Origin of the sequence: Devosia ureilytica (assembly GCF_024273195.1) — a bacterium.
GTDB classification, from domain to species: domain Bacteria; phylum Pseudomonadota; class Alphaproteobacteria; order Rhizobiales; family Devosiaceae; genus Devosia; species Devosia ureilytica.
The window spans coordinates 20288-36961 of the sequence record NZ_JAMZCU010000003.1 but is presented as its reverse complement, the minus strand read 5'-3'; the positions used below and the strand labels follow the sequence as shown (position 1 = coordinate 36961).

Genomic DNA, 16674 nt, shown 5'->3' with positions numbered 1-16674 from the left:
GTGATTATGGGGGCGTCGGAGACGCCCCCACGGGTGCGGGCCTTAGGCCAGCGAGATATTGATAGCTGACTCGCGACCATCACGACCCTTTTCGAGGTCGTAGTTCACCTTCTGGCCATCGGCGAGGCTGTTGATGCCAGCGCGTTCCAGAGCGGAGACGTGGACGAAAGCGTCCTTGCCACCGGTGTCGGGAGTGATGAAGCCGAAGCCCTTGGTGGAGTTGTAAAACTTAACGGTGCCGGTGATCATGGTTGGCGCCTTTCAGATTGGCTCGAAGCAAAGCAAGCGAGCAGGTTTCCCCTGCGCACTGCGCGGCAGGGGCCTATCAACGTTTGCAGTTCGGAAGGTAAGCCAAGCGTCCGGCAAGCCGGCAGGCTGAGTTCGCCAACAGTGGCAGAAACGTATGGCTGCACCATCTACCCCAATTGGGGTGAAGTCAAGGCAAAGGGCGGGTTGGCGGCCCGCTTGGCCTTTTGGCGGCCCGCGCGTACCTCCGGGTGATGCGGCCATGCGGCTCATTGCCTTCTGGGGTGGCTGCGCTAAACAGGGCGACGGAACTATGGAGCGTCGCGCGTGGAATTTTCCCTGCCTTTGGTGATCGGCGCCGGGGTGCTGAGCTTTCTCAGCCCTTGTGTGCTGCCCCTGGTGCCGCCCTATCTCACCTATATGAGCGGGGCGAGCTACGATCAGCTGCGCGAGGAGGCCAATTCCGGCTCGGTCGGCAGGCTCACCGCCCGCGTTGCGCTGACCTCGATCTTCTTTATCCTCGGCTTCTCGGTGGTGTTTATAACATTGGGAGCAACGGCGACCGCCTTCGGTCAGGTTTTTAGGCAGGTTTTGCCGGTACTGACCCCGATTGCCGGGGTTGTCATCATCGCGATGGGCCTGCACTTTCTGGGGTTTTTTCGCATCGGCATTCTCGACCGGCAGATGCGCCACAATGGTCCGGGCGTTGCTTCGGGTCCCCTGGGCGGGTTTTTGCTGGGCCTGGCTTTTGCGATTGGTTGGACGCCCTGCATCGGGCCGGTCCTGGCCGCCATTCTCTCGGTCGCCGCCAGCCGCGAGACTGCATGGGAAGGGGCTTCGCTGCTCGGTCTTTATTCCCTGGGCCTGGGCATTCCCTTTTTTCTGGCCGGCATCGCCATCGGCCCCTTCCTGACGTTTTTCAACAGTTTCAAGAGGCACCTGGCAGTCGTTGAGAAGGTGATGGGCGGATTGCTGGTGGTCACCGGCCTGCTCTTCCTCACCGGCAATTTCACCCGCATATCCTATTGGTTCCTCGAAACATTCCCGGTCCTGGCCACCTTCGGCTAAACTATTGGGAGATTTCCGTTTTGGGCCCCCATTCCGAAGCCGTGGATTAACCTTGCTCACGTTTTCGCGATCACATTGGCTGTCTGTGATGCCATGTTGAGGTCCGGTTTACCCCCCTGGGGCGAAAATGGGCATCGATTTCGGAAAACAGAGACGGTCGCGAACGTGAACAGCCAGTCAATCGCCCGAGCGGCGGATCAGACCGATGAAACATGGATTGAGGCAGCGGTTCCGCCAATGGCCCTGCGTCATGCGTTCTCCGTTGAGGTTTCGCACCGGATCGAGGATGTCGAAGCCCTCTGGCGTCGCTTCACCGCGTCCGGCGTCGAGTCGCCGGGCCTGAGCTATGATTTCATTCGCCTGTGGGTAGCCAACCGCGGCATTGCCAGCGCCGACCAGCACTATGTGGTCGGGTCGGTCGATGGCCAGCCCATCGCCATCCTGCCGCTGCACCGCAGGCGCGTCCTCGGCGCTCGCGTCTTCACCTGGTTCCCCGGCGCCCATACCGGATGCTACACGCCTGTCGCCGATATGGATCGGCTGGCGGCGCTCGGTCCTGGTGGTCGCGCTGGGCTGTGGCAGGCGATGATCGGCGCGCTCAAGGGCGCAGACCTGGCCTATCTGCGCTCGGTTCCCGCTTCTGTCGGTGGGCATCACGGTCTGTTTGACGAACTCGGGTCCAGTCTCGAAGTCGAAACCCTCTACCGGTCGGTGTTCACGTCATGGACCCAATGCGACAGTGAACAGCGCAGCCGCTCGCGCCGCAAGCATGACCGGCAGCAGGGGGATCGCCTTGCGGCCCTGGGCGATGTGGCCTTCGAGGTCATCACCGATCTCGACGACGCGCACGCTGCTGTCGACATCATGTTCGCGCAGCGCTCCGCGCGCTTCCGGGTGCAGGGCATTCGCGACACTTTCGTCGACGACGATCTTATCGGCTTCTATCAGGACGCCCTAGAGCCCAATTCAGGGCTCGATGTCCGCGTGCATGTGCTGCGGCTCGACGATGAGATCGTGGCGGTGCGCTACAATATTGTGCACGGCAGCCGCATGTTCTGCCTCATCTCCTCGATGAGCGATAGTGAGCGCATCCAGTCCGGTTCGCCAGGCAAGCAATGCCTGTTGCGCGTCATGCAGAGCGTGTTTGACGAGGGCATGGACGTCTTCGACATGGGCGCGGGTCATACCGACGAAAAGCGCCACTGGTGCAATGTGCAGGTACCGCTGCGCCAGCACTATGTCGGGCTTTCGCCGCTCGGGGCGATTGTTGCCAGGGCCCACCAGACCTATCAGCAGGTTCGCGCCAAGGCTAAAGGTAATGACACGATCAAGGGTCTGCGCCGCACGTTGCAGCAGTTCAAGGATCGCCTGCCGGGCGCAAAACCCTCAGATCAGCTTTAGGCTCCGCAGCGACGCGTGCCCTGATTTGCCGATGATGATGTGATCGTGCAGCACGATCCCCAGCGGCTTGGCTATATCGGCAATGTCCCGGGTCATGCGGATATCGGCCGATGATGGCGTCGGGTCGCCCGAGGGGTGGTTATGGACGAGAATCACGGCGGTGGCCGATAGCTCCAGCGTCCGCTTGATCACCTCGCGGGGATAGACCGGCGTGTGATCGACGGTGCCCGTCTGCTGCACCTCGTCGGCAATCAGCCGGTTCTTCTTGTCGAGAAACAGAATGCGAAACTGCTCGATAGGCTCGAACGCCATCTGGCTGTGGCAATAGTCGATCAACTGGCTCCATGAAGAGAGGATCGGCTTGTCGCTGTCGATGCGGTCGCGTCCGAAGCGCGCGGCCACGGACTGGATGACCTTGAGATGGGCGATGGAGGTCGGCCCCAGCCCCTTGACCTTGCCCAGCCGCGCCTCGCTGGCATTGAACACACCGGAGAACGATCCGAACTCGCGCAACAGCGTCTTGGCGAGGGCCTTGGTGTCCTTGCGCGGGATCACCAATTGCAGCGCCAGCTCGAGCAGTTCGTAGTCCTCGAGCGCTTCGCCCCCCAGCTTGAGGAACCGTTCGCGGACGCGCTGGCGGTGCCCGGCATGATCATCGACTTCAGGAGCCGGAAAGACGGCCTCGGCGAATGCGTCGGGCCGGTCGCTCATCATGCCGCTCGTTTGGCCAGGGGGTTGAAGAGGCCCGCAGGGGAGAGGGTGAAAACCTCGCAGCCCGTTTCGGTAATGCCGATGGAATGTTCGCACTGGGCCGAGAGCGTGCGGTCGCGCGTCACCGCGGTCCATCCATCGCTGAGGATTTTCACATGCGGACGTCCCAGGTTGATCATGGGTTCAATGGTGAAGATCATGCCCGGCTTGATGGGCACCCCGGCGCCCGGGGTGCCGAAATGGAGAATATTGGGCTCGTCGTGGAACAGCCTGCCCAGCCCGTGCCCGACGAAGTCACGCACCACGCTCATCCGCTCGCCCTCTGCCACCGCCTGAATAGCGGCGCCGATATCGCCGGTGGTATTGCCCGGCCTGGCTGCGGCAATGCCCGCCTCAAGGCTCTCATAGGTGACCTCGATCAGCCGCTCGGCCTTTCGCGAAATCTCGCCCACCGGATACATGCGGCTGGAATCGCCGTGCCAGCCATCGAGCACCAGGGTCAGGTCGATATTGACGATGTCACCTTCACGCAGGGGGCGCTCATCGGGAATGCCGTGGCAGACCACGTGATTGATCGAGGTACACACCGAATGCCGGTAGCCCTTGTAGAAAATGGTAGCCGGAACGGCGCCATGGTCGCGGGCAAATTCATAGGCTACACGGTCCAGCGTCGAGGTCGGCACGCCTGCCTCGACAAACGGGGTCAGCTCATCCAGGGCCCGGGCGGTCAGCGCTCCGGCACGGCGCATACCAGCAAAGCCCTCCTCGCCATGCAGCGGGATGACGCCGGGGGTGCGGCGGACTTTGGCGGCGGCGTCGACATAGGTAATCATGCATGGGTCTCCTGAATCCGCAAAATAGGAGCTTAAACCGGGCTTGGGAAGGGCAGCGAGGCGTTGACTTGGCTTGCTGGTGCGGGCATCCACATCTGCCTATCGGGGAAACGGACGCATGAGCGAACAAGACAACCGCGTAACCGCCGCCATGATCGTGATTGGCGATGAAATCCTTTCGGGGCGCACCAAGGACGTCAATATCGGCGCCGTCGCCGATTTTTGCACCGATCTGGGCATCGACCTCACCGAGGTCCGCGTCGTCTCCGATGAGATGGACAATATTGTCGAGGCAGTGAACGCGCTGCGGGCCCGCTACACCTATGTGTTCACCTCGGGCGGCATCGGGCCTACCCATGACGACATCACCGCCGACGCCATCGCCAAGGCCTTCGGTGTCGCCCTGCCGATCAATGCCCGGGCCCGCGCCATGTTGGAAAGCCGCTGGCAGCAGACCGGCACCGAGGTCAATGAAGCGCGGCTGCGCATGGCCCGCATCCCCGAAGGCGCCGATCTCATCGTCAATTCCGTCTCGGCAGCGCCGGGCTTTCGCATCGGCAATGTGCATGTCATGGCCGGCGTGCCGGTGATCATGCGCGCCATGCTCGAAGCGCTGGCGCCTACGCTCAAGGGCGGCAAGAAGATCAGTTCCATCACCATCAAGGCGGCCGTGGGCGAGGGGACTGTCGGCGGGCCGCTGGGCGTGCTGCAGGCGGAATACCCGGACGTCAAGATGGGCAGCTACCCGCAGATGGGCAATAGCCGCGTGATGACTGAATTGGTGCTGCGCGCCTCGGACGAGGCACGGCTGGCCGAGGCTGCCGAGAAGGTTCGGGCCATGGTCGCCGCTGCCCATGAAAAGGCCGGCATCGCCCCACCCGACGCGGAATGATTGGCGTTTTCGTCCGGCTTTGCTAAGGACGCACTCAACTTTTGAACTTGGGGCCATGCCCCGCCTGGAGAGCAGCATGAGCAACCCCAACCAGAAGTCCTTCCCCGTTACCTGGGACCAGTTCCATCGCGATAGCCGGGCGCTGGCCTGGCGCCTTGCGGGCATGGGCACGTTCGACGCCGTCGTTGCCATTGCCCGTGGCGGCCTGGTGCCCGCAGCCATCGTCGCCCGTGAGCTTAACATCCGCACCGTCGAAACCGTGGCCGTCAAAAGCTATGACCACCAGAACAAGGGTGGCATCCAGGTTCTCAAGGCGATCAGCGAGCCGGTGTTCGAGCTGGCCCGCAATGGCGGCAAGCTGCTTATTGTCGATGATCTGGTGGATACGGGCTCAACCGCCCGCGTCGTCCGCGACATGCTCCCCGGCGCTCATTTCGCCACCGTCTACGCCAAGCCCAAGGGCCGCGAGCTGGTCGACACTTTCATCACCGAAGTCAGCCAGGATACCTGGATTTTCTTCCCCTGGGATCTCGACGTCGCCTATGTCGCGCCGATTTCGGGCGGGACGGACTGACCATCGGTCGGCTTATCCCCGCCGTCTGACGCCATGAGACTATGCCTTCGCATTGGAGCGAGGGCATGGGCATGAGTTCTTTTTTCGTCGTTTTGGGTGGCGGTGGTGGGTAGCGGGGTTGGCGCTAGTCCACATAGACCGTTTCGACACCCTCGTCGGCCTTGGTGAATACGCCCGCCTCCAGATCGTCCGTCGTGGCAACTGCGAACTCGACCGAAGTGTTCCGCACCGTCTCCTCGTCGAGAATGGCCACCAGGTCGTCATCGACCCGTGCAATGCCGGCGAGGAACTTGGCCGCCGAGCCTTCGATCTGGGGCACCGGCAGCTTGTCGTTTTCCTTGACCTCGATGATGTCGGAGACGCTGTCCACGAGCAGGCCCATATCATGTCCCTGGATCGAGAGGATCAGGATGACTTGGCCGGGCTGCTGGGTGGTCCGGGTCGTCGTGCAGCCGATGCGGAGGGCGAGGTCGTGGACGGCCACGACGCGGCCGCGGATTTCCATGACGCCCAGCACATCGGGCTTGGCTGCGGGCAGGGGCGTCAGCGCCGACCAGTTGCGGATTTCGCGGATCGACATGATGTCGATGCCAAAATTCTGGCCAGCACAGGCGAAGGTAATATATTGCCGGGCGTCGGCAATTTCGGGGCCGGATGTGTCCAGCGCTTCCATGTCGGTCAGCAGATTTGTCATAGCCAGGCCTTACTTAATCCGCACGGCCATGAGGTGCCGCGCCCATCGGGGCATGGCACATTGTCGGCCAGAAAGGTTGTCGCAACGTTAGTGCGTGGTGCGGGCGGCGGGAATCGAACCCGCAAGGCTAGCGCCGAGGGATTTTAAGTCTTAAAATCAATGACATATGGGGATATGTCGAGCCGTTTCATGGCTTACGCCCCCTGAGTTTCGCGACATCATCTTCGTGTAGGGCCGTGTCGGACCTGGTCTCGTACCGGGCCTGACTTCGGGTCCGGGCTCGAAGATGAGGAACACGAAACATGGGTACCAAACTAACACAGGGAACGGTCAACAAGATAGCCGAGGAGCACGAGGCGGGACAGCAGGTTTACGACGCCGACGTGTCCGGCCTGCGCATTGTCGTGGGCAGCAAGTCGTCCAGCTTCAAGCTGGTGGGCAGGATCAACGACGGGAGCAACCGTTACGTCTCAATCATCATCGGCCGCACCGACGAGGTGAGCCTCAAGACAGCTCGCGAGAAAGCAGCAGAACTGAAGCTGGCGCTCCGGCGTGGCGAGGACCCACGGACAGCGAAGCGGACGGTGCCGAGCCTGCGGTCGGCTTGGGAACGGTATAGGGAGACCAGAGGTGCCGAACTTCAGCCTAGCACGGTGGCGTGGTACGAGGAGAAGGTCGTCGGCGTTTTGAGGTCCATCCTCGATATTCCGTTGGACAAGCTCGACCGTGAGACAGTCCGCGCCCTCCACGAGAAGATCACCAAGAAGAATGGACCCTACGGAGCGAACGGTGCCATGCGCGCCCTCAAGGCCGTCTACAACGATGCAGCCCGCACCCAGGACCTACCGCCGAACCCGGTCAGCCGCGCGGTGAGGATGAACAAGGAGGCTCCGCGCAAGTGGGCGCTGGACGCCGCAGGCCTTGCCGTAGCATGGCGCTGCCTTGACGCCATGGAAGATCACAGCAGGGCTGCGTGCTGGACGGTCATGCTGCTGACCGGCCTGCGGTCGCACGATGCACGGTCGATGCGGTGGGAGCATCTGGACGCTGATGGCGTGCTCACGGTCCCGTCTCCCAAGGGTGGAGTCGACAGGGCGTTCCGGCTGCCGCTGCCCCGCCACCTGCTTCAGGTCCTTGAAAGGGTTAGGCAGGAGACCGCTCCGCTAGAAAGCCCATTCGTCTTCCCGTCGATTACCAGCAAGTCCGGCCACATCGAGGAAATGCGCCGCACAGCCGAATTTCCCCACGCACCACACCAGATGCGGCACACCTACCGAACGTGGTCGCTTGAGGCAGGTGTGGACATGCAAACGGTCACGCTCCTGATGAACCATCGGCCTGCCGGTGTGACATGGGGATACGTAACCCGCGCTCATCTTCTCGGCCATATGCGTGAAGCGCAGGAGAAGGTTTGCGCCGCCTTGGTAAAGCACCGGGGCGGCTGAAAACGCCCTCCGCACGGTCCGGCATGAAGTGTTGGTATGTCATGACCTGCCGCCTCGGTAGCCTTTCCCGATCGGACACAGATCGGAAAGGAGCCGAACATGGAACACCTTGTCAGAGAGGCGCTGGTGCGCCTCGATCGCATCGAAGCGGGTCTTAGGACGCCGCACAAGGAATACCTCGATACAGAGGACGCAGCCGTCTTCACCAGCATCTCGGCGGTTCAGCTTGCCGAGTGGCGCTCGCGCGGCGGCGGCCCGCGATACATCAAGATGGGCCGGAAGGTCCTGTATGCCGTGCGCGACCTGCGGGAGTTCGTGGAGTCGTTCGGCAGGGAGGCGCTGTCATGAGCCCGCTCGAAACGAAGAGCGGGCGCGCCGCTGTCATCGACGCGCCCGCGAGCAGGCTTCTGGAGAAGGACGGAGCGGAGTTCAAGCGCGACGTCGGTTTCAAGGATGCCGCGCCCTCGGTGGCGGCGACGCCATTGCTCCTCGACCTCATCCCGCTCCACCGCCGCGACGCCGTCGATGCCAAGGGTCGCCCCATCGGCAAGGCTCCGCTGCATAGCGGCTGGCGCCGTGAAATGCCGCTGACCGAAACAGAGGCGGCGGCCCATATCGCGAGGGGGATGAACCTTGGCGCCCGCATCAGAGACGACCAACTCGTAATTGACGCCGACCCGAGGAACTACCCACCCGGTGACAATCCGCTCGCGCGGTTGATCGCAGATATGGGATTGCCTCATGGGCCAACTGTAGAGACAGGCGGCGGTGGATTTCACCTGTATATGCGCAAGCCTGCGGATATGCGGGTGCGCGACGCCTTGCCGGAACTCTATCCCGGCATTGAGTTCAAGACTGTCGGTCGTCAGGTGGTCGTCCCGCCTTCGGTGCATCCGAACGGCCAGCGCTACGATTGGGATCCTTTGTTCGGTACCGATATGGCCGTGCCGAACGTACCGGATGCGCTTCTGGCCTTGCTGCGGAGGCCGCCGACAGTTTCGGTGGCCGTAGACGGCGCGATGACCTCCGAGCAGCTTTCGAAGCTCCTGGAAGGACTGGATGCGCGCGATTTCGGCAGTAACGACCTCTGGCTTCCAATCGCCATGGCCTGCCACCATGCGACCGGCGGGGATGGTATCGACGCTTTCCTGGACTGGTGCGCGACAGACCCGGACTATTCCGACAGGCTCAACACAGCGCGTGCCAGGTGGGAGTCTTTCGGCACGGATCGCCCTGAGTCGGTGACGCGCCTTACCCTTTACAAGGCGCTGCACGAAGCAGGTCGTGGCGATCTGGTCGAGGCTATAGAGCGGTCTGACCCGCTGGACGATTTCCCTGTAGAAGAAACGGACGCACCTGAACCTCGGGAGCGTGACCTCATCGAACAGATGAACGAGCGCTTCTGCGTCGTCCTCAATGGCGGCAAGTTCGCAGTGTTCATGGAAGACGAGGATGGCATCTTCGATCCGCCGCGTCGTGTTTGGACAAAGATGTCTCGCGCCGATTTCCTCCACTTTCATGAGGATGAGCGCGTGAAGGCGATGGGGAGCAGGCGTGAGGTGAGCGTTGCCGAACTCTGGCTGGCAAGCCCTCGTCGGCGCAAGTATCCCGGCATCGTGCTTGATCCTGAGGGACGCGACCGTGGCAAGCTCAACCTCTGGCGTGGCTGGGCAGTCGAGCCGAAGCCAGGCAATTGGTCTATAATGCGCGAGCTGATCGAGCAGGTGCTGTGCTCGGGAGACCGCGCATCCTCGGACTATGTCCTGCGATGGATGGCCTTCATGTTCCAGCACCCCGGCACCTCTCCTGAGGCGGCCATTACCTTTCGTGGCCGGGAAGGAACCGGCAAGGGTACGCTCGGCCGCGCACTCATGCAGATCACGGGTACGCACGGCCTCACGGTTTCGTCGCCTGCTCAGTTTGCTGGTCGCTTCAACGCCCACCTGCGCACCGTTGCCTTCCTGTTCGCCGACGAGGCGTTTTGGCCGGGGCACAAGGAGGCGGAAGGAGTGTTGAAACAACTCGTGACGGAGCCGGTCATAGCGTTCGAGGGCAAGGGCGCTGACATTGTCCCCGGCCGCAATCTCATCCACCTAATGATGGCGAGCAACAACGAGTGGGTCATTCCCGCCGGGCTCGATGCTCGGAGGTTTGCGGTCTTCGACGTGTCTGATGCGCGCCGCAACGACAAGGCTTTCTTCGGAGCGCTCAACGCCCAGATGGCGGCTGGCGGTCTTGCCGCGATGCTCCGCGACCTGCTGGCGATGGACATCGAAGGCTGGCACCCTTCTCGTGGCATCCCGAAGACGCAGGCCCTTGCTGAACAAAAGGCTTTGAGCCTTGATCCTGCGTCGAAGTGGTGGATGGCGCTGCTGGATCGAGGATCACTACCGGTCACGGAGCTCATCGCCTGGGATCAGGGACCTGTGGAAATCGATCCGGTTTCGAAGGGTGAACTTTTGGAAGACTACGACCGCTTTCTGAAGACGAACAGGGTCTTCAGCGCCAAGGCCAGCCATCGTGCGCTGGCGACGGCTGGGAGGTCGCTCGGCCTTCAGACCGGCAAGACGAAGACCGGCGATAGAGCCTGGACCCTCCCGCCGCTGGCCGAGGCTCGACGGCTCTTTGAGGAGCGGCTTGGCGCCTCCAGCATGTTCGACTGACCGGCGATGCCCTCCCTTCACCACCGAGGGAGGGCCCCGGTTTCATCCGATGCACGGGATGCACGGGACCGGACACTTAGAGACGCTTCCGATCCTCAAAGCATCAGAATAAAAAGCTATATATATCTGATACTTAGACACTAATTACACTTTAGACAGTATATAAATCGGTGCTATGAAAATTCAGCTTCGGATCATGGGCCGGACTTAGGGGCACATGAGCCGGAGCGACGAGAAATTCCGGTACGCAGAAGTCGAAAACGAAGCGTCAGGCGTCTAAAGCGTCATTTTTCTTACGGATCATGCACTTAGACCGGACGCATAGCTTTCCCAATACGACCGGAGCGTCCTCAAGGCATTCAGGCCTGTAGCCCATATGGGGCCTCTCCCTGGTCGATAGGGAATGCCGCCGCCTTGGCTTCGACCTTCAGGCATGGCGTGTACTTCGGTGCTGCTCTCCAAGCCTTGGCGACGTCTCGATGGCCGCCTGCATTCCGTATGTCCTCGCGCGCGAGAATGGAGGCCTCCCAGCCATATACCTTCCCCGCGAGTGCCGCGGGCGACGCCCACGCTGGCACCAGCGTAGCCAGCCCGGTCGAGCGGGCAAGGCCGCGGCCGGCACGTTGGCGTGGGTGCCAGCGGCAGAGCAGCGAAGCGGCGGCCTGGAGCGCAGACACAGGGGATCGTCTGTCCTACGTCCCTCCGGGAGGCTGAAAAGGCCAAGCATTGCAAGCGCTTGGAGGGAGCCTTTTCCCCGGCCCGGCCCCAAGCCCCACGAGAAGGGCGAAACAACCCACTTCCCCGGAGGAACAGGCCGGCGTCCTGGGGTCTCCGTGTGTCCCGTAGGCTCCCCCGGAACGGGGTGTCCCAGCTTAGCGGATTCAAAATTTTGAAAAATGCTGGCGTGCGGGCGAGTCCACGGAGCGCACGGTGCACGGGATATGAGGCACGGAGGTATGACATGGCGAAGGATCGAACCGAGGAGGCCGCCCTCCGATTTGCCGAGGGGCGCAGACGGCCCGAATTGGATCGTCGGTGGTCGCCAGAGGTGGAGGACGCAGTCCTGGAAATCATCGGCCGCACGGGGAGCCCCAAGCGCGCCGCCGAGGAGGTCGGGGTCAGTACGTCCACCATCCACGATCACCGCCGCCGTGACCACGAATTTCGGGCGCGGTACGCCGTGGCCATGGACGACGCATTCACCGCCGTCCTCGGGCATGCCTTCACGCGCTCCTTCGACGAGCTGCGTCCCTCGGACCGATTGACCGAGGTATTGCTACGGCTGCGGTGGCCCGAATGGCTTGGTTCGTTCCTACAGGTTGCAGGGGAAGCCTCTGGCTCCGGCGCACTCGACCCGATGGTGATCGCCCGCATGCCATCCGAGGACAGGGCTTCGCTCATTGCCCTGCTGGAGAAGTACCAGCAGGTGCAGGGCGACCTCGCACTCGCGGAGGGGCCCGATGGCGTCGCGCTCCTGGTCTGACACGCTGCGCGACTTGCGCGAGGTCGAGCGCCTGGCCCGTTCTCTAGAGGGAACTGCTCCCGGCATCGTCGCACTTGAAGGCGGCGGCGACGAACTCGTGAGCCTGTATGGCCGCCCGACCGGCGCACTGTTCTGGCGCCTTAGCCCATTCCCCGAGGTGCTGTGGGAGGCCATGGCATCCGAGCACGCCGAGGGGACGCGGGCGTCGTCGGCCGATTAGTCGATGAACGACCAGCCGGGCTCGCCTTTAGCGATGCGCTCGGCAACGGCCGACTGTCGGCAGTGCTCGCCCTTCGCCGCCGCCCTTATGCTCCGATACAACCTGTCGCCCACCCGCACCCGCCTTCCGTTAGGCCGGAGTGGAAGCTGTCGGCCGATCAGCGCGTGCTGTAGTCCCTGGTGAATCTCCTGCCTCGATGTCTGTGGCCCGTAGCCGCGGTCAAGCGAGTCTAGCATCGCGCGGACGCGCTCGTAGGTGATCCTCTCACCCCTGGACGCCAGGTGGTCGGCGTAGTCGCGCACAAGCTTCACCTTGCTGACGAAGCTGCCGTCGCCGGGGCGAAGGCCTGCCTGCCAGGCGATCCACTCGGGGCTGAAGGGCTCGCGTCTCATGGGATGCAGTTGTCACCAAGACTACAAGCAAAGTCAATGCTTTGCATGGAAATCGCAGCGACTTTCGTCCACTGTCTTCTGGCGCCCGCAATCAGGCGGTCGATGACGATGGAGATAAGTGATGACCGAGAATGAGAACCAGAACGCCGTGGTCGTGGTGACGAACGGCCATGTAGCGGGGGTCGTGCGGGCACTTCAGCGGGACGTAAGCGGCCTGACGCCCGAAATGGTCGACGACGATGCAGTGGAGATCGCAGCGACGATCCTCGCGTACATGGACGAACTCGATAGGCGCTGCCCGGACAGCGTCGCGATGATGCTCGCGATTGTGGGCGACAACTACGACCCGCAAATCCGGGAGTGGGCAAAGGTCGCCTTCGACTTTGCGGACGGCGGGGAGTTGCGCAGGGCGAATATGCAGCTCGAAATGGCGATGCGCGGCGCAAGGCAGAGGTGTGAGGCTTGGGAGGCGTGGAAGCGTCGCGCCGGCGTTACCCCGAGCGTTGCAGCCTGATCGACATCGAACAGAAGGAGAAAGATCATGAGTAAGGCGAAGAAGGACGTTGAGACTGTGAGCATCGTGCCTTCGCGGGAGGACATCGAGCGTTTCTCGCACCTCGACACGGAACGGAAGCGGGTCGCGGCTGCAACGGCATGGGCGGGTATGCGTGCGTTTCAGCTTGAGATGGGGCCTGGACATGCAGCGCTTGACTTGATCGCGAGCGAATTGCCGGCAGCGTATCAGCGCAATTGGGCGAAGAAGCTGCTTGCGGCGGCGTAAGTGCTGGTCCGATCCGGCACGACGGCGAGCCATGCTGAGAACGTCTACGGATCGGCCGATGGGCCGATCCGGTCACCTCAATGGAGGTGGACGCTCCTGCGGGCTGTGACCCGCGCCAAGGTCCTCCGGCCTGGTTGAGCGTGACGCTCAACGACGAAGGAGAAGACCAGATGGCAATCAAGAAGGCTCCACCCACCCTGACGAAGCCGTGGGTCGACGTGACGTCGATCAAGGCCTCGCTCACGCGGGCTCGCGAGCTCCACTCGGAGAACGCCAAGCGCATTTCCGAGATGAACGTACGGGTGGCAAAGCGCCGGGAAGAGCTCGAAGCCACCCTGTACGACCTCACACCCTCCCAGCGATCACAGGTCGTCGGTCGTGCCCTTGGCGGGTTGCGGGCGGACCTGAAGCGTTCCAGCCTCGACGCCCGAACGACCCGGTTGCGTGAAATCGACGCCCTTCGGCGCTCGGTCGAGGACGCAAGGACACACTACAATTCCAGTATCCAGATGCTGATGCGCGACGGTCTCGGCAGTGAGCGTCGGAGCCGGCTGATCCAGCAGCTCGAACATGCGGGCAAGGTCGAGCTCGCGAGCCTTGCGGCTCTCGCGGTATCCACGAAGGACCGCGAGCTCGGCGCCGTGCTTGCCTCACAAGTCGGCCGGCTGCCACATAGCGAACGTCCGTTCTCGCCACAGGAACTCGCCGATCACTTGGTCGGAGACGATTACCGGGCGGTGCAGGCTGCCATCATGGAAGTGAGCGAACTGGCTCAGCGGGCCGTCCTAGACGACCGCGCCTTTGAGGCTGGCCGTGCATCGGCCGAGGGCAGCATCGGCATCGCTCTTCGCGCCCGAGACCGAGCCGCACTCAATGCCCCAGAAATTCGAGATGACAACGAGGAGAACTGACTATGGCCACCTTTGCATTCTTTCCTGTCCGCGAGGAACACCGTCGCGCTGATGGGCTTAACTTCGCGCTAGCGGTCGGCGCATCGGCATCGGCTGCGCGCGTCGCAGCCGAAATTCTGCTTGGCGAGCCGAACGCGCTCGTCGGCTGGACGAGTGTAGACCTGACTTCCGCGCCCGCAGCCTTCGTTGGTGGCATGCCGGTTGGCGCAAGGGGACAGTCCGTGTGGCCAAGCCTCGACCGGGGCGGCTCCTACATGAAGGGAGCCTGACCATGGCCCGATCCCGCGACCCGGCGATGATCGAGCTAGCCCGCCGCAGCAAGGCGCACCGTGCCCGAATGATGGGCTGCCTCGCCGGATGCCCCGTGGTGCAGGTCAAGGACCTCTGGGTAGAGGCAGGAATCGATGCCGACCGCTACGCCGACCACATCTACATGCAGGTCCACCACGCCGAGAGGCTTCTCAACCTTGGCTACCGACCGGTGGTCATCCCTGCGATGTCGGGGGCGGCAAACGTCCTGATATTCGTCCGGGAACCCTGGGCACTGGACGCGCATACAGGCACGGTTCACCCGCGCCTGCGGCCTTACCTCGAAGACGGCGACCCGCTCATGGCGCTCCTCGTCTACCGGGTGCAGCGCGACAGCATGCCGAAGGATATTCACTGATCGAAGACGACACCGAACTGCCGCCGGACCCAGTGTCCGTGTGCGATTGAAAGGAAATCGGCCATGGCCGGACTTGATGACTTGGCAAAGAGGCTCGACCGCATCGCCGTGCGGGTCGAGGGAAACGTCGAGCGTGCAATGAAGGATTGCGCCCAGGTCGTGCTCCGCTCCGCTGTCGAGGGGACGCCGGTGGACACCGGCACGGCCCGCTCGAACTGGACGCCAGAGTTGGATCGCGCCTTTGAGGGTCTGTTTCCTGCCCGCATTCCCGGCACGATGGGCTCGACTGGCGACGCGAACTCGGTCGCAACAATCGAGGCCGGCGCTCCGATCATCGAGGCGTTCGACATTGGCACGAACCGAGAAATCCACATCACTAACAACGCCGGACATATCCAGGCGCTCAACGACGGCCACTCGAAGCAGGCGCCTGCCGACTTCGTGCGGATCGCGGTGATTGAAGGGCTCGCCACCGTGCGCGGCGCGAAGATTTTGGACGATTAGCGGAAGTGCAGGATCAGCATTTGAAGATTAGCCCTCTATATACGGCCCAGCCATATATGAACTCTCTTAATTCTTGGACTCGGCCTGCGGCGCTAACCTTGCCCGAGCGGACCGCCAGTGCCGAGGGAGCGTCCAGTATACGATTGACCAATCCCAACCGATCCCAGTTTTCGCCCGGATCGCTATAGCCAGGGTTCAGCCAGTGGACATAAATGTCGAACCCCTTCTCTTTGACATAGTCGAGCGTCTTGGCGACGTCCTCGGTATATTGCATCGAGCACAGAACGATCCTGCTGGTTTGGTCTTCCAGGACATCGCCTGCGTATAGATTACGCTCCTCGAACGAACCGCTTACAAGGAAGACCTCGACGCATTCGCCCGGCCGGAGTTCCAGAGATCGCGACTGCTTGCCGGTCTTTACAGTCCGGCCAAACAGAGTGTTCCAAGTTGTGGATTTCCCAGAATTGCGGTTCCCCAACACGGCGACGAACAGCCTGTCTCCCATACTACTTCCCCGTCTGCTCTTGTGTCATGGGCGACAATAGCGCCGCTGGCGTCGTCTTCAGCCTTTCGGCAAGCTTGGCGATCATGGTCAGCGATGGATTCCGTCTGCCCCGCTCAATACCGCTGACATAGGTGCGATCAATGGCTGCCTCTAGCGCGAGGGCCTCCTGCGACAGATCGAGAGCCTTTCTCGCCGCCTTCACGTTCTCTGCCAAGACTCGTCTGTAATCCAACATCCCGGCATAGCGCCGACATGTAGACGGATCGTCCACGGACTGATCGTCACATTTTTGCTTACTTCCTCGAAATGTCGACTATATTCAACATCCATGGATAGCTTTGGAACGATCATCGCATTGGCCTATAAGGCGCTCGCAACATGGTACGTGGCGGCGATCGTCGGCGGCCTCCTGATGTTTGCTGCCGAGCGGCGAGACAGGTGCCGTGAACCGACCGATTACGACGTTCGGCACGCTGCGGCATTATATCGTGAATATTACGGCGCCGAGGCGCATCGGATCATTGGCGACCACATGCTCGGCGCATCCTTCGCACCTGACGGTCGGCACAAGCGGTTCCTCAAGCGGGTTTCTGCTGAGCTGCTCAAAACATCTGCGCTGCGTGGGGATAGCATACACGCCATCAAGCCTTGAGAAATTTACTCCCTTTTGGCTGAAGCTGAAAA

The 16674-nt window shown here is 62.3% G+C and carries 23 protein-coding genes; 16 read left to right on the top strand and 7 right to left on the bottom strand.

Going from position 1 to position 16674, the window contains the following annotated elements:
* Window positions 1–42 precede the first annotated feature (42 nt).
* Window positions 43–249, bottom strand: a complete 207-nt coding sequence (locus NIM87_RS08045) for a cold-shock protein (RefSeq protein WP_254674138.1) — start codon at window positions 247–249, stop codon at window positions 43–45.
* Between the two features lie 324 nt (window positions 250–573).
* On the opposite strand from NIM87_RS08045, the gene NIM87_RS08040 reads away from it, so the two are divergent.
* Window positions 574–1314 (top strand): cytochrome c biogenesis CcdA family protein, encoded by a 741-nt coding sequence (locus NIM87_RS08040; protein WP_254674137.1) that lies wholly within the window; start codon window positions 574–576, stop codon window positions 1312–1314.
* A 237-nt stretch (window positions 1315–1551) separates the two neighbouring features.
* Window positions 1552–2715, top strand: a complete 1164-nt coding sequence (locus tag NIM87_RS08035; protein ID WP_254674136.1) for a GNAT family N-acetyltransferase — start codon at window positions 1552–1554, stop codon at window positions 2713–2715.
* On the opposite strand, the gene radC is transcribed toward NIM87_RS08035, so the two are convergent.
* Complete coding sequence (radC, locus tag NIM87_RS08030) at window positions 2701–3426, bottom strand: RadC family protein (RefSeq protein ID WP_254674135.1); 726 nt, start codon at window positions 3424–3426, stop codon at window positions 2701–2703. The two genes, NIM87_RS08035 and radC, sit on opposite strands and share 15 nt — an antisense overlap.
* Window positions 3426–4259 carry a type I methionyl aminopeptidase gene (gene map, locus NIM87_RS08025; protein WP_254674134.1) on the bottom strand — a complete coding sequence of 278 codons (834 nt, stop codon included), beginning with the start codon at window positions 4257–4259 and terminating at the stop codon, window positions 3426–3428. The genes radC and map overlap by 1 nt, the downstream gene beginning before the upstream one ends.
* A 118-nt stretch (window positions 4260–4377) precedes the next feature.
* On the opposite strand from map, the gene NIM87_RS08020 reads away from it, so the two are divergent.
* On the top strand, window positions 4378–5151 hold the full coding sequence (locus tag NIM87_RS08020; protein WP_254674133.1) for a competence/damage-inducible protein A: 774 nt from the start codon (window positions 4378–4380) through the stop codon (window positions 5149–5151).
* 76 nt (window positions 5152–5227) lie between these two features.
* Entirely contained in the window at window positions 5228–5725 is a 498-nt protein-coding gene (gpt, locus tag NIM87_RS08015; protein WP_254674132.1) for a xanthine phosphoribosyltransferase, read from the top strand.
* A gap of 124 nt (window positions 5726–5849) precedes the next feature.
* Here gpt and NIM87_RS08010 read toward each other — a convergent pair whose 3' ends face one another.
* A complete protein-coding gene (locus NIM87_RS08010; protein ID WP_254674131.1) occupies window positions 5850–6419 on the bottom strand; it encodes a chemotaxis protein CheW in 570 nt (189 codons plus the stop codon).
* 302 nt (window positions 6420–6721) lie between these two features.
* Between NIM87_RS08010 and NIM87_RS08005 the strand changes: the two genes are divergently transcribed.
* From NIM87_RS08005 to NIM87_RS07985, 5 genes are all read left to right on the top strand, one after another.
* Window positions 6722–7864, top strand: a complete 1143-nt coding sequence (locus NIM87_RS08005; RefSeq protein ID WP_254674130.1) for a tyrosine-type recombinase/integrase — start codon at window positions 6722–6724, stop codon at window positions 7862–7864.
* 99 nt (window positions 7865–7963) lie between these two features.
* Window positions 7964–8212 (top strand): helix-turn-helix transcriptional regulator, encoded by a 249-nt coding sequence (locus NIM87_RS08000; RefSeq protein ID WP_254674129.1) that lies wholly within the window; start codon window positions 7964–7966, stop codon window positions 8210–8212.
* The gene (locus tag NIM87_RS07995; RefSeq protein WP_254674128.1) at window positions 8209–10527 is read left to right on the top strand and encodes a bifunctional DNA primase/polymerase; all 2319 of its coding nucleotides are present in this window, start codon (window positions 8209–8211) and stop codon (window positions 10525–10527) included. The genes NIM87_RS08000 and NIM87_RS07995 overlap by 4 nt, the downstream gene beginning before the upstream one ends.
* 961 nt (window positions 10528–11488) lie before the next feature.
* A complete protein-coding gene (locus NIM87_RS07990) occupies window positions 11489–12010 on the top strand; it encodes a hypothetical protein (RefSeq protein WP_254674127.1) in 522 nt (173 codons plus the stop codon).
* Entirely contained in the window at window positions 11988–12230 is a 243-nt protein-coding gene (locus NIM87_RS07985) for a hypothetical protein (protein ID WP_254674126.1), read from the top strand. The genes NIM87_RS07990 and NIM87_RS07985 overlap by 23 nt, the downstream gene beginning before the upstream one ends.
* Here the strand turns inward: NIM87_RS07985 and NIM87_RS07980 are convergent.
* On the bottom strand, window positions 12227–12622 hold the full coding sequence (locus NIM87_RS07980; RefSeq protein ID WP_254674125.1) for a hypothetical protein: 396 nt from the start codon (window positions 12620–12622) through the stop codon (window positions 12227–12229). The genes NIM87_RS07985 and NIM87_RS07980 overlap by 4 nt on opposite strands.
* Before the next feature lie 121 nt (window positions 12623–12743).
* Here NIM87_RS07980 and NIM87_RS07975 point away from each other — a divergent pair, with 121 nt between their 5' ends.
* From NIM87_RS07975 to NIM87_RS07950, 6 genes are all read left to right on the top strand, one after another.
* The gene (locus NIM87_RS07975; protein ID WP_254674124.1) at window positions 12744–13136 is read left to right on the top strand and encodes a hypothetical protein; all 393 of its coding nucleotides are present in this window, start codon (window positions 12744–12746) and stop codon (window positions 13134–13136) included.
* Between the two features lie 27 nt (window positions 13137–13163).
* Window positions 13164–13403: a hypothetical protein gene (locus NIM87_RS07970; RefSeq protein WP_254674123.1), complete on the top strand. Its 240-nt coding sequence runs from the start codon at window positions 13164–13166 to the stop codon at window positions 13401–13403.
* A gap of 170 nt (window positions 13404–13573) precedes the next feature.
* Window positions 13574–14314, top strand: coding sequence for a hypothetical protein (locus NIM87_RS07965; protein WP_254674122.1), 741 nt, complete (start codon window positions 13574–13576; stop codon window positions 14312–14314).
* Window positions 14315–14316: 2 nt separating this feature from the next.
* Complete coding sequence (locus NIM87_RS07960) at window positions 14317–14583, top strand: hypothetical protein (protein WP_195162202.1); 267 nt, start codon at window positions 14317–14319, stop codon at window positions 14581–14583.
* Window positions 14584–14585: 2 nt separating this feature from the next.
* A complete protein-coding gene (locus tag NIM87_RS07955; RefSeq protein ID WP_254674121.1) occupies window positions 14586–14981 on the top strand; it encodes a hypothetical protein in 396 nt (131 codons plus the stop codon).
* A gap of 63 nt (window positions 14982–15044) precedes the next feature.
* Window positions 15045–15485, top strand: coding sequence for an HK97 gp10 family phage protein (locus tag NIM87_RS07950; RefSeq protein WP_254674120.1), 441 nt, complete (start codon window positions 15045–15047; stop codon window positions 15483–15485).
* A 13-nt stretch (window positions 15486–15498) separates the two neighbouring features.
* Here NIM87_RS07950 and NIM87_RS07945 read toward each other — a convergent pair whose 3' ends face one another.
* Both NIM87_RS07945 and NIM87_RS07940 read right to left on the bottom strand, forming a co-directional pair.
* Window positions 15499–15990, bottom strand: coding sequence for a hypothetical protein (locus tag NIM87_RS07945; protein ID WP_254674119.1), 492 nt, complete (start codon window positions 15988–15990; stop codon window positions 15499–15501).
* A 1-nt stretch (window position 15991) separates the two neighbouring features.
* A complete protein-coding gene (locus NIM87_RS07940) occupies window positions 15992–16261 on the bottom strand; it encodes a helix-turn-helix domain-containing protein (RefSeq protein WP_254674118.1) in 270 nt (89 codons plus the stop codon).
* Between the two features lie 57 nt (window positions 16262–16318).
* Between NIM87_RS07940 and NIM87_RS07935 the strand changes: the two genes are divergently transcribed.
* Window positions 16319–16642, top strand: coding sequence for a hypothetical protein (locus NIM87_RS07935; RefSeq protein ID WP_254674117.1), 324 nt, complete (start codon window positions 16319–16321; stop codon window positions 16640–16642).
* Window positions 16643–16674 lie beyond the last annotated feature (32 nt).

Bases quoted from the DNA above. Each gene is read 5' to 3' on its own strand.
- NIM87_RS08045 (WP_254674138.1), bottom strand. From the start codon at position 249: ATGATCACCGGCACCGTTAAGTTTTACAACTCCACCAAGGGCTTCGGC.
- NIM87_RS08035 (WP_254674136.1), top strand. From the start codon at position 1,552: ATGGCCCTGCGTCATGCGTTCTCCGTTGAGGTTTCGCACCGGATCGAG.
- radC (WP_254674135.1), bottom strand. From the start codon at position 3,426: ATGAGCGACCGGCCCGACGCATTCGCCGAGGCCGTCTTTCCGGCTCCT.
- map (WP_254674134.1), bottom strand. From the start codon at position 4,259: ATGATTACCTATGTCGACGCCGCCGCCAAAGTCCGCCGCACCCCCGGC.
- NIM87_RS08020 (WP_254674133.1), top strand. From the start codon at position 4,378: ATGAGCGAACAAGACAACCGCGTAACCGCCGCCATGATCGTGATTGGC.
- gpt (WP_254674132.1), top strand. From the start codon at position 5,228: ATGAGCAACCCCAACCAGAAGTCCTTCCCCGTTACCTGGGACCAGTTC.
- NIM87_RS08010 (WP_254674131.1), bottom strand. From the start codon at position 6,419: ATGACAAATCTGCTGACCGACATGGAAGCGCTGGACACATCCGGCCCC.
- NIM87_RS08005 (WP_254674130.1), top strand. From the start codon at position 6,722: ATGGGTACCAAACTAACACAGGGAACGGTCAACAAGATAGCCGAGGAG.
- NIM87_RS08000 (WP_254674129.1), top strand. From the start codon at position 7,964: ATGGAACACCTTGTCAGAGAGGCGCTGGTGCGCCTCGATCGCATCGAA.
- NIM87_RS07995 (WP_254674128.1), top strand. From the start codon at position 8,209: ATGAGCCCGCTCGAAACGAAGAGCGGGCGCGCCGCTGTCATCGACGCG.
- NIM87_RS07990 (WP_254674127.1), top strand. From the start codon at position 11,489: ATGGCGAAGGATCGAACCGAGGAGGCCGCCCTCCGATTTGCCGAGGGG.
- NIM87_RS07985 (WP_254674126.1), top strand. From the start codon at position 11,988: ATGGCGTCGCGCTCCTGGTCTGACACGCTGCGCGACTTGCGCGAGGTC.
- NIM87_RS07980 (WP_254674125.1), bottom strand. From the start codon at position 12,622: ATGAGACGCGAGCCCTTCAGCCCCGAGTGGATCGCCTGGCAGGCAGGC.
- NIM87_RS07975 (WP_254674124.1), top strand. From the start codon at position 12,744: ATGACCGAGAATGAGAACCAGAACGCCGTGGTCGTGGTGACGAACGGC.
- NIM87_RS07970 (WP_254674123.1), top strand. From the start codon at position 13,164: ATGAGTAAGGCGAAGAAGGACGTTGAGACTGTGAGCATCGTGCCTTCG.
- NIM87_RS07965 (WP_254674122.1), top strand. From the start codon at position 13,574: ATGGCAATCAAGAAGGCTCCACCCACCCTGACGAAGCCGTGGGTCGAC.
- NIM87_RS07960 (WP_195162202.1), top strand. From the start codon at position 14,317: ATGGCCACCTTTGCATTCTTTCCTGTCCGCGAGGAACACCGTCGCGCT.
- NIM87_RS07955 (WP_254674121.1), top strand. From the start codon at position 14,586: ATGGCCCGATCCCGCGACCCGGCGATGATCGAGCTAGCCCGCCGCAGC.
- NIM87_RS07950 (WP_254674120.1), top strand. From the start codon at position 15,045: ATGGCCGGACTTGATGACTTGGCAAAGAGGCTCGACCGCATCGCCGTG.
- NIM87_RS07945 (WP_254674119.1), bottom strand. From the start codon at position 15,990: ATGGGAGACAGGCTGTTCGTCGCCGTGTTGGGGAACCGCAATTCTGGG.
- NIM87_RS07935 (WP_254674117.1), top strand. From the start codon at position 16,319: ATGGATAGCTTTGGAACGATCATCGCATTGGCCTATAAGGCGCTCGCA.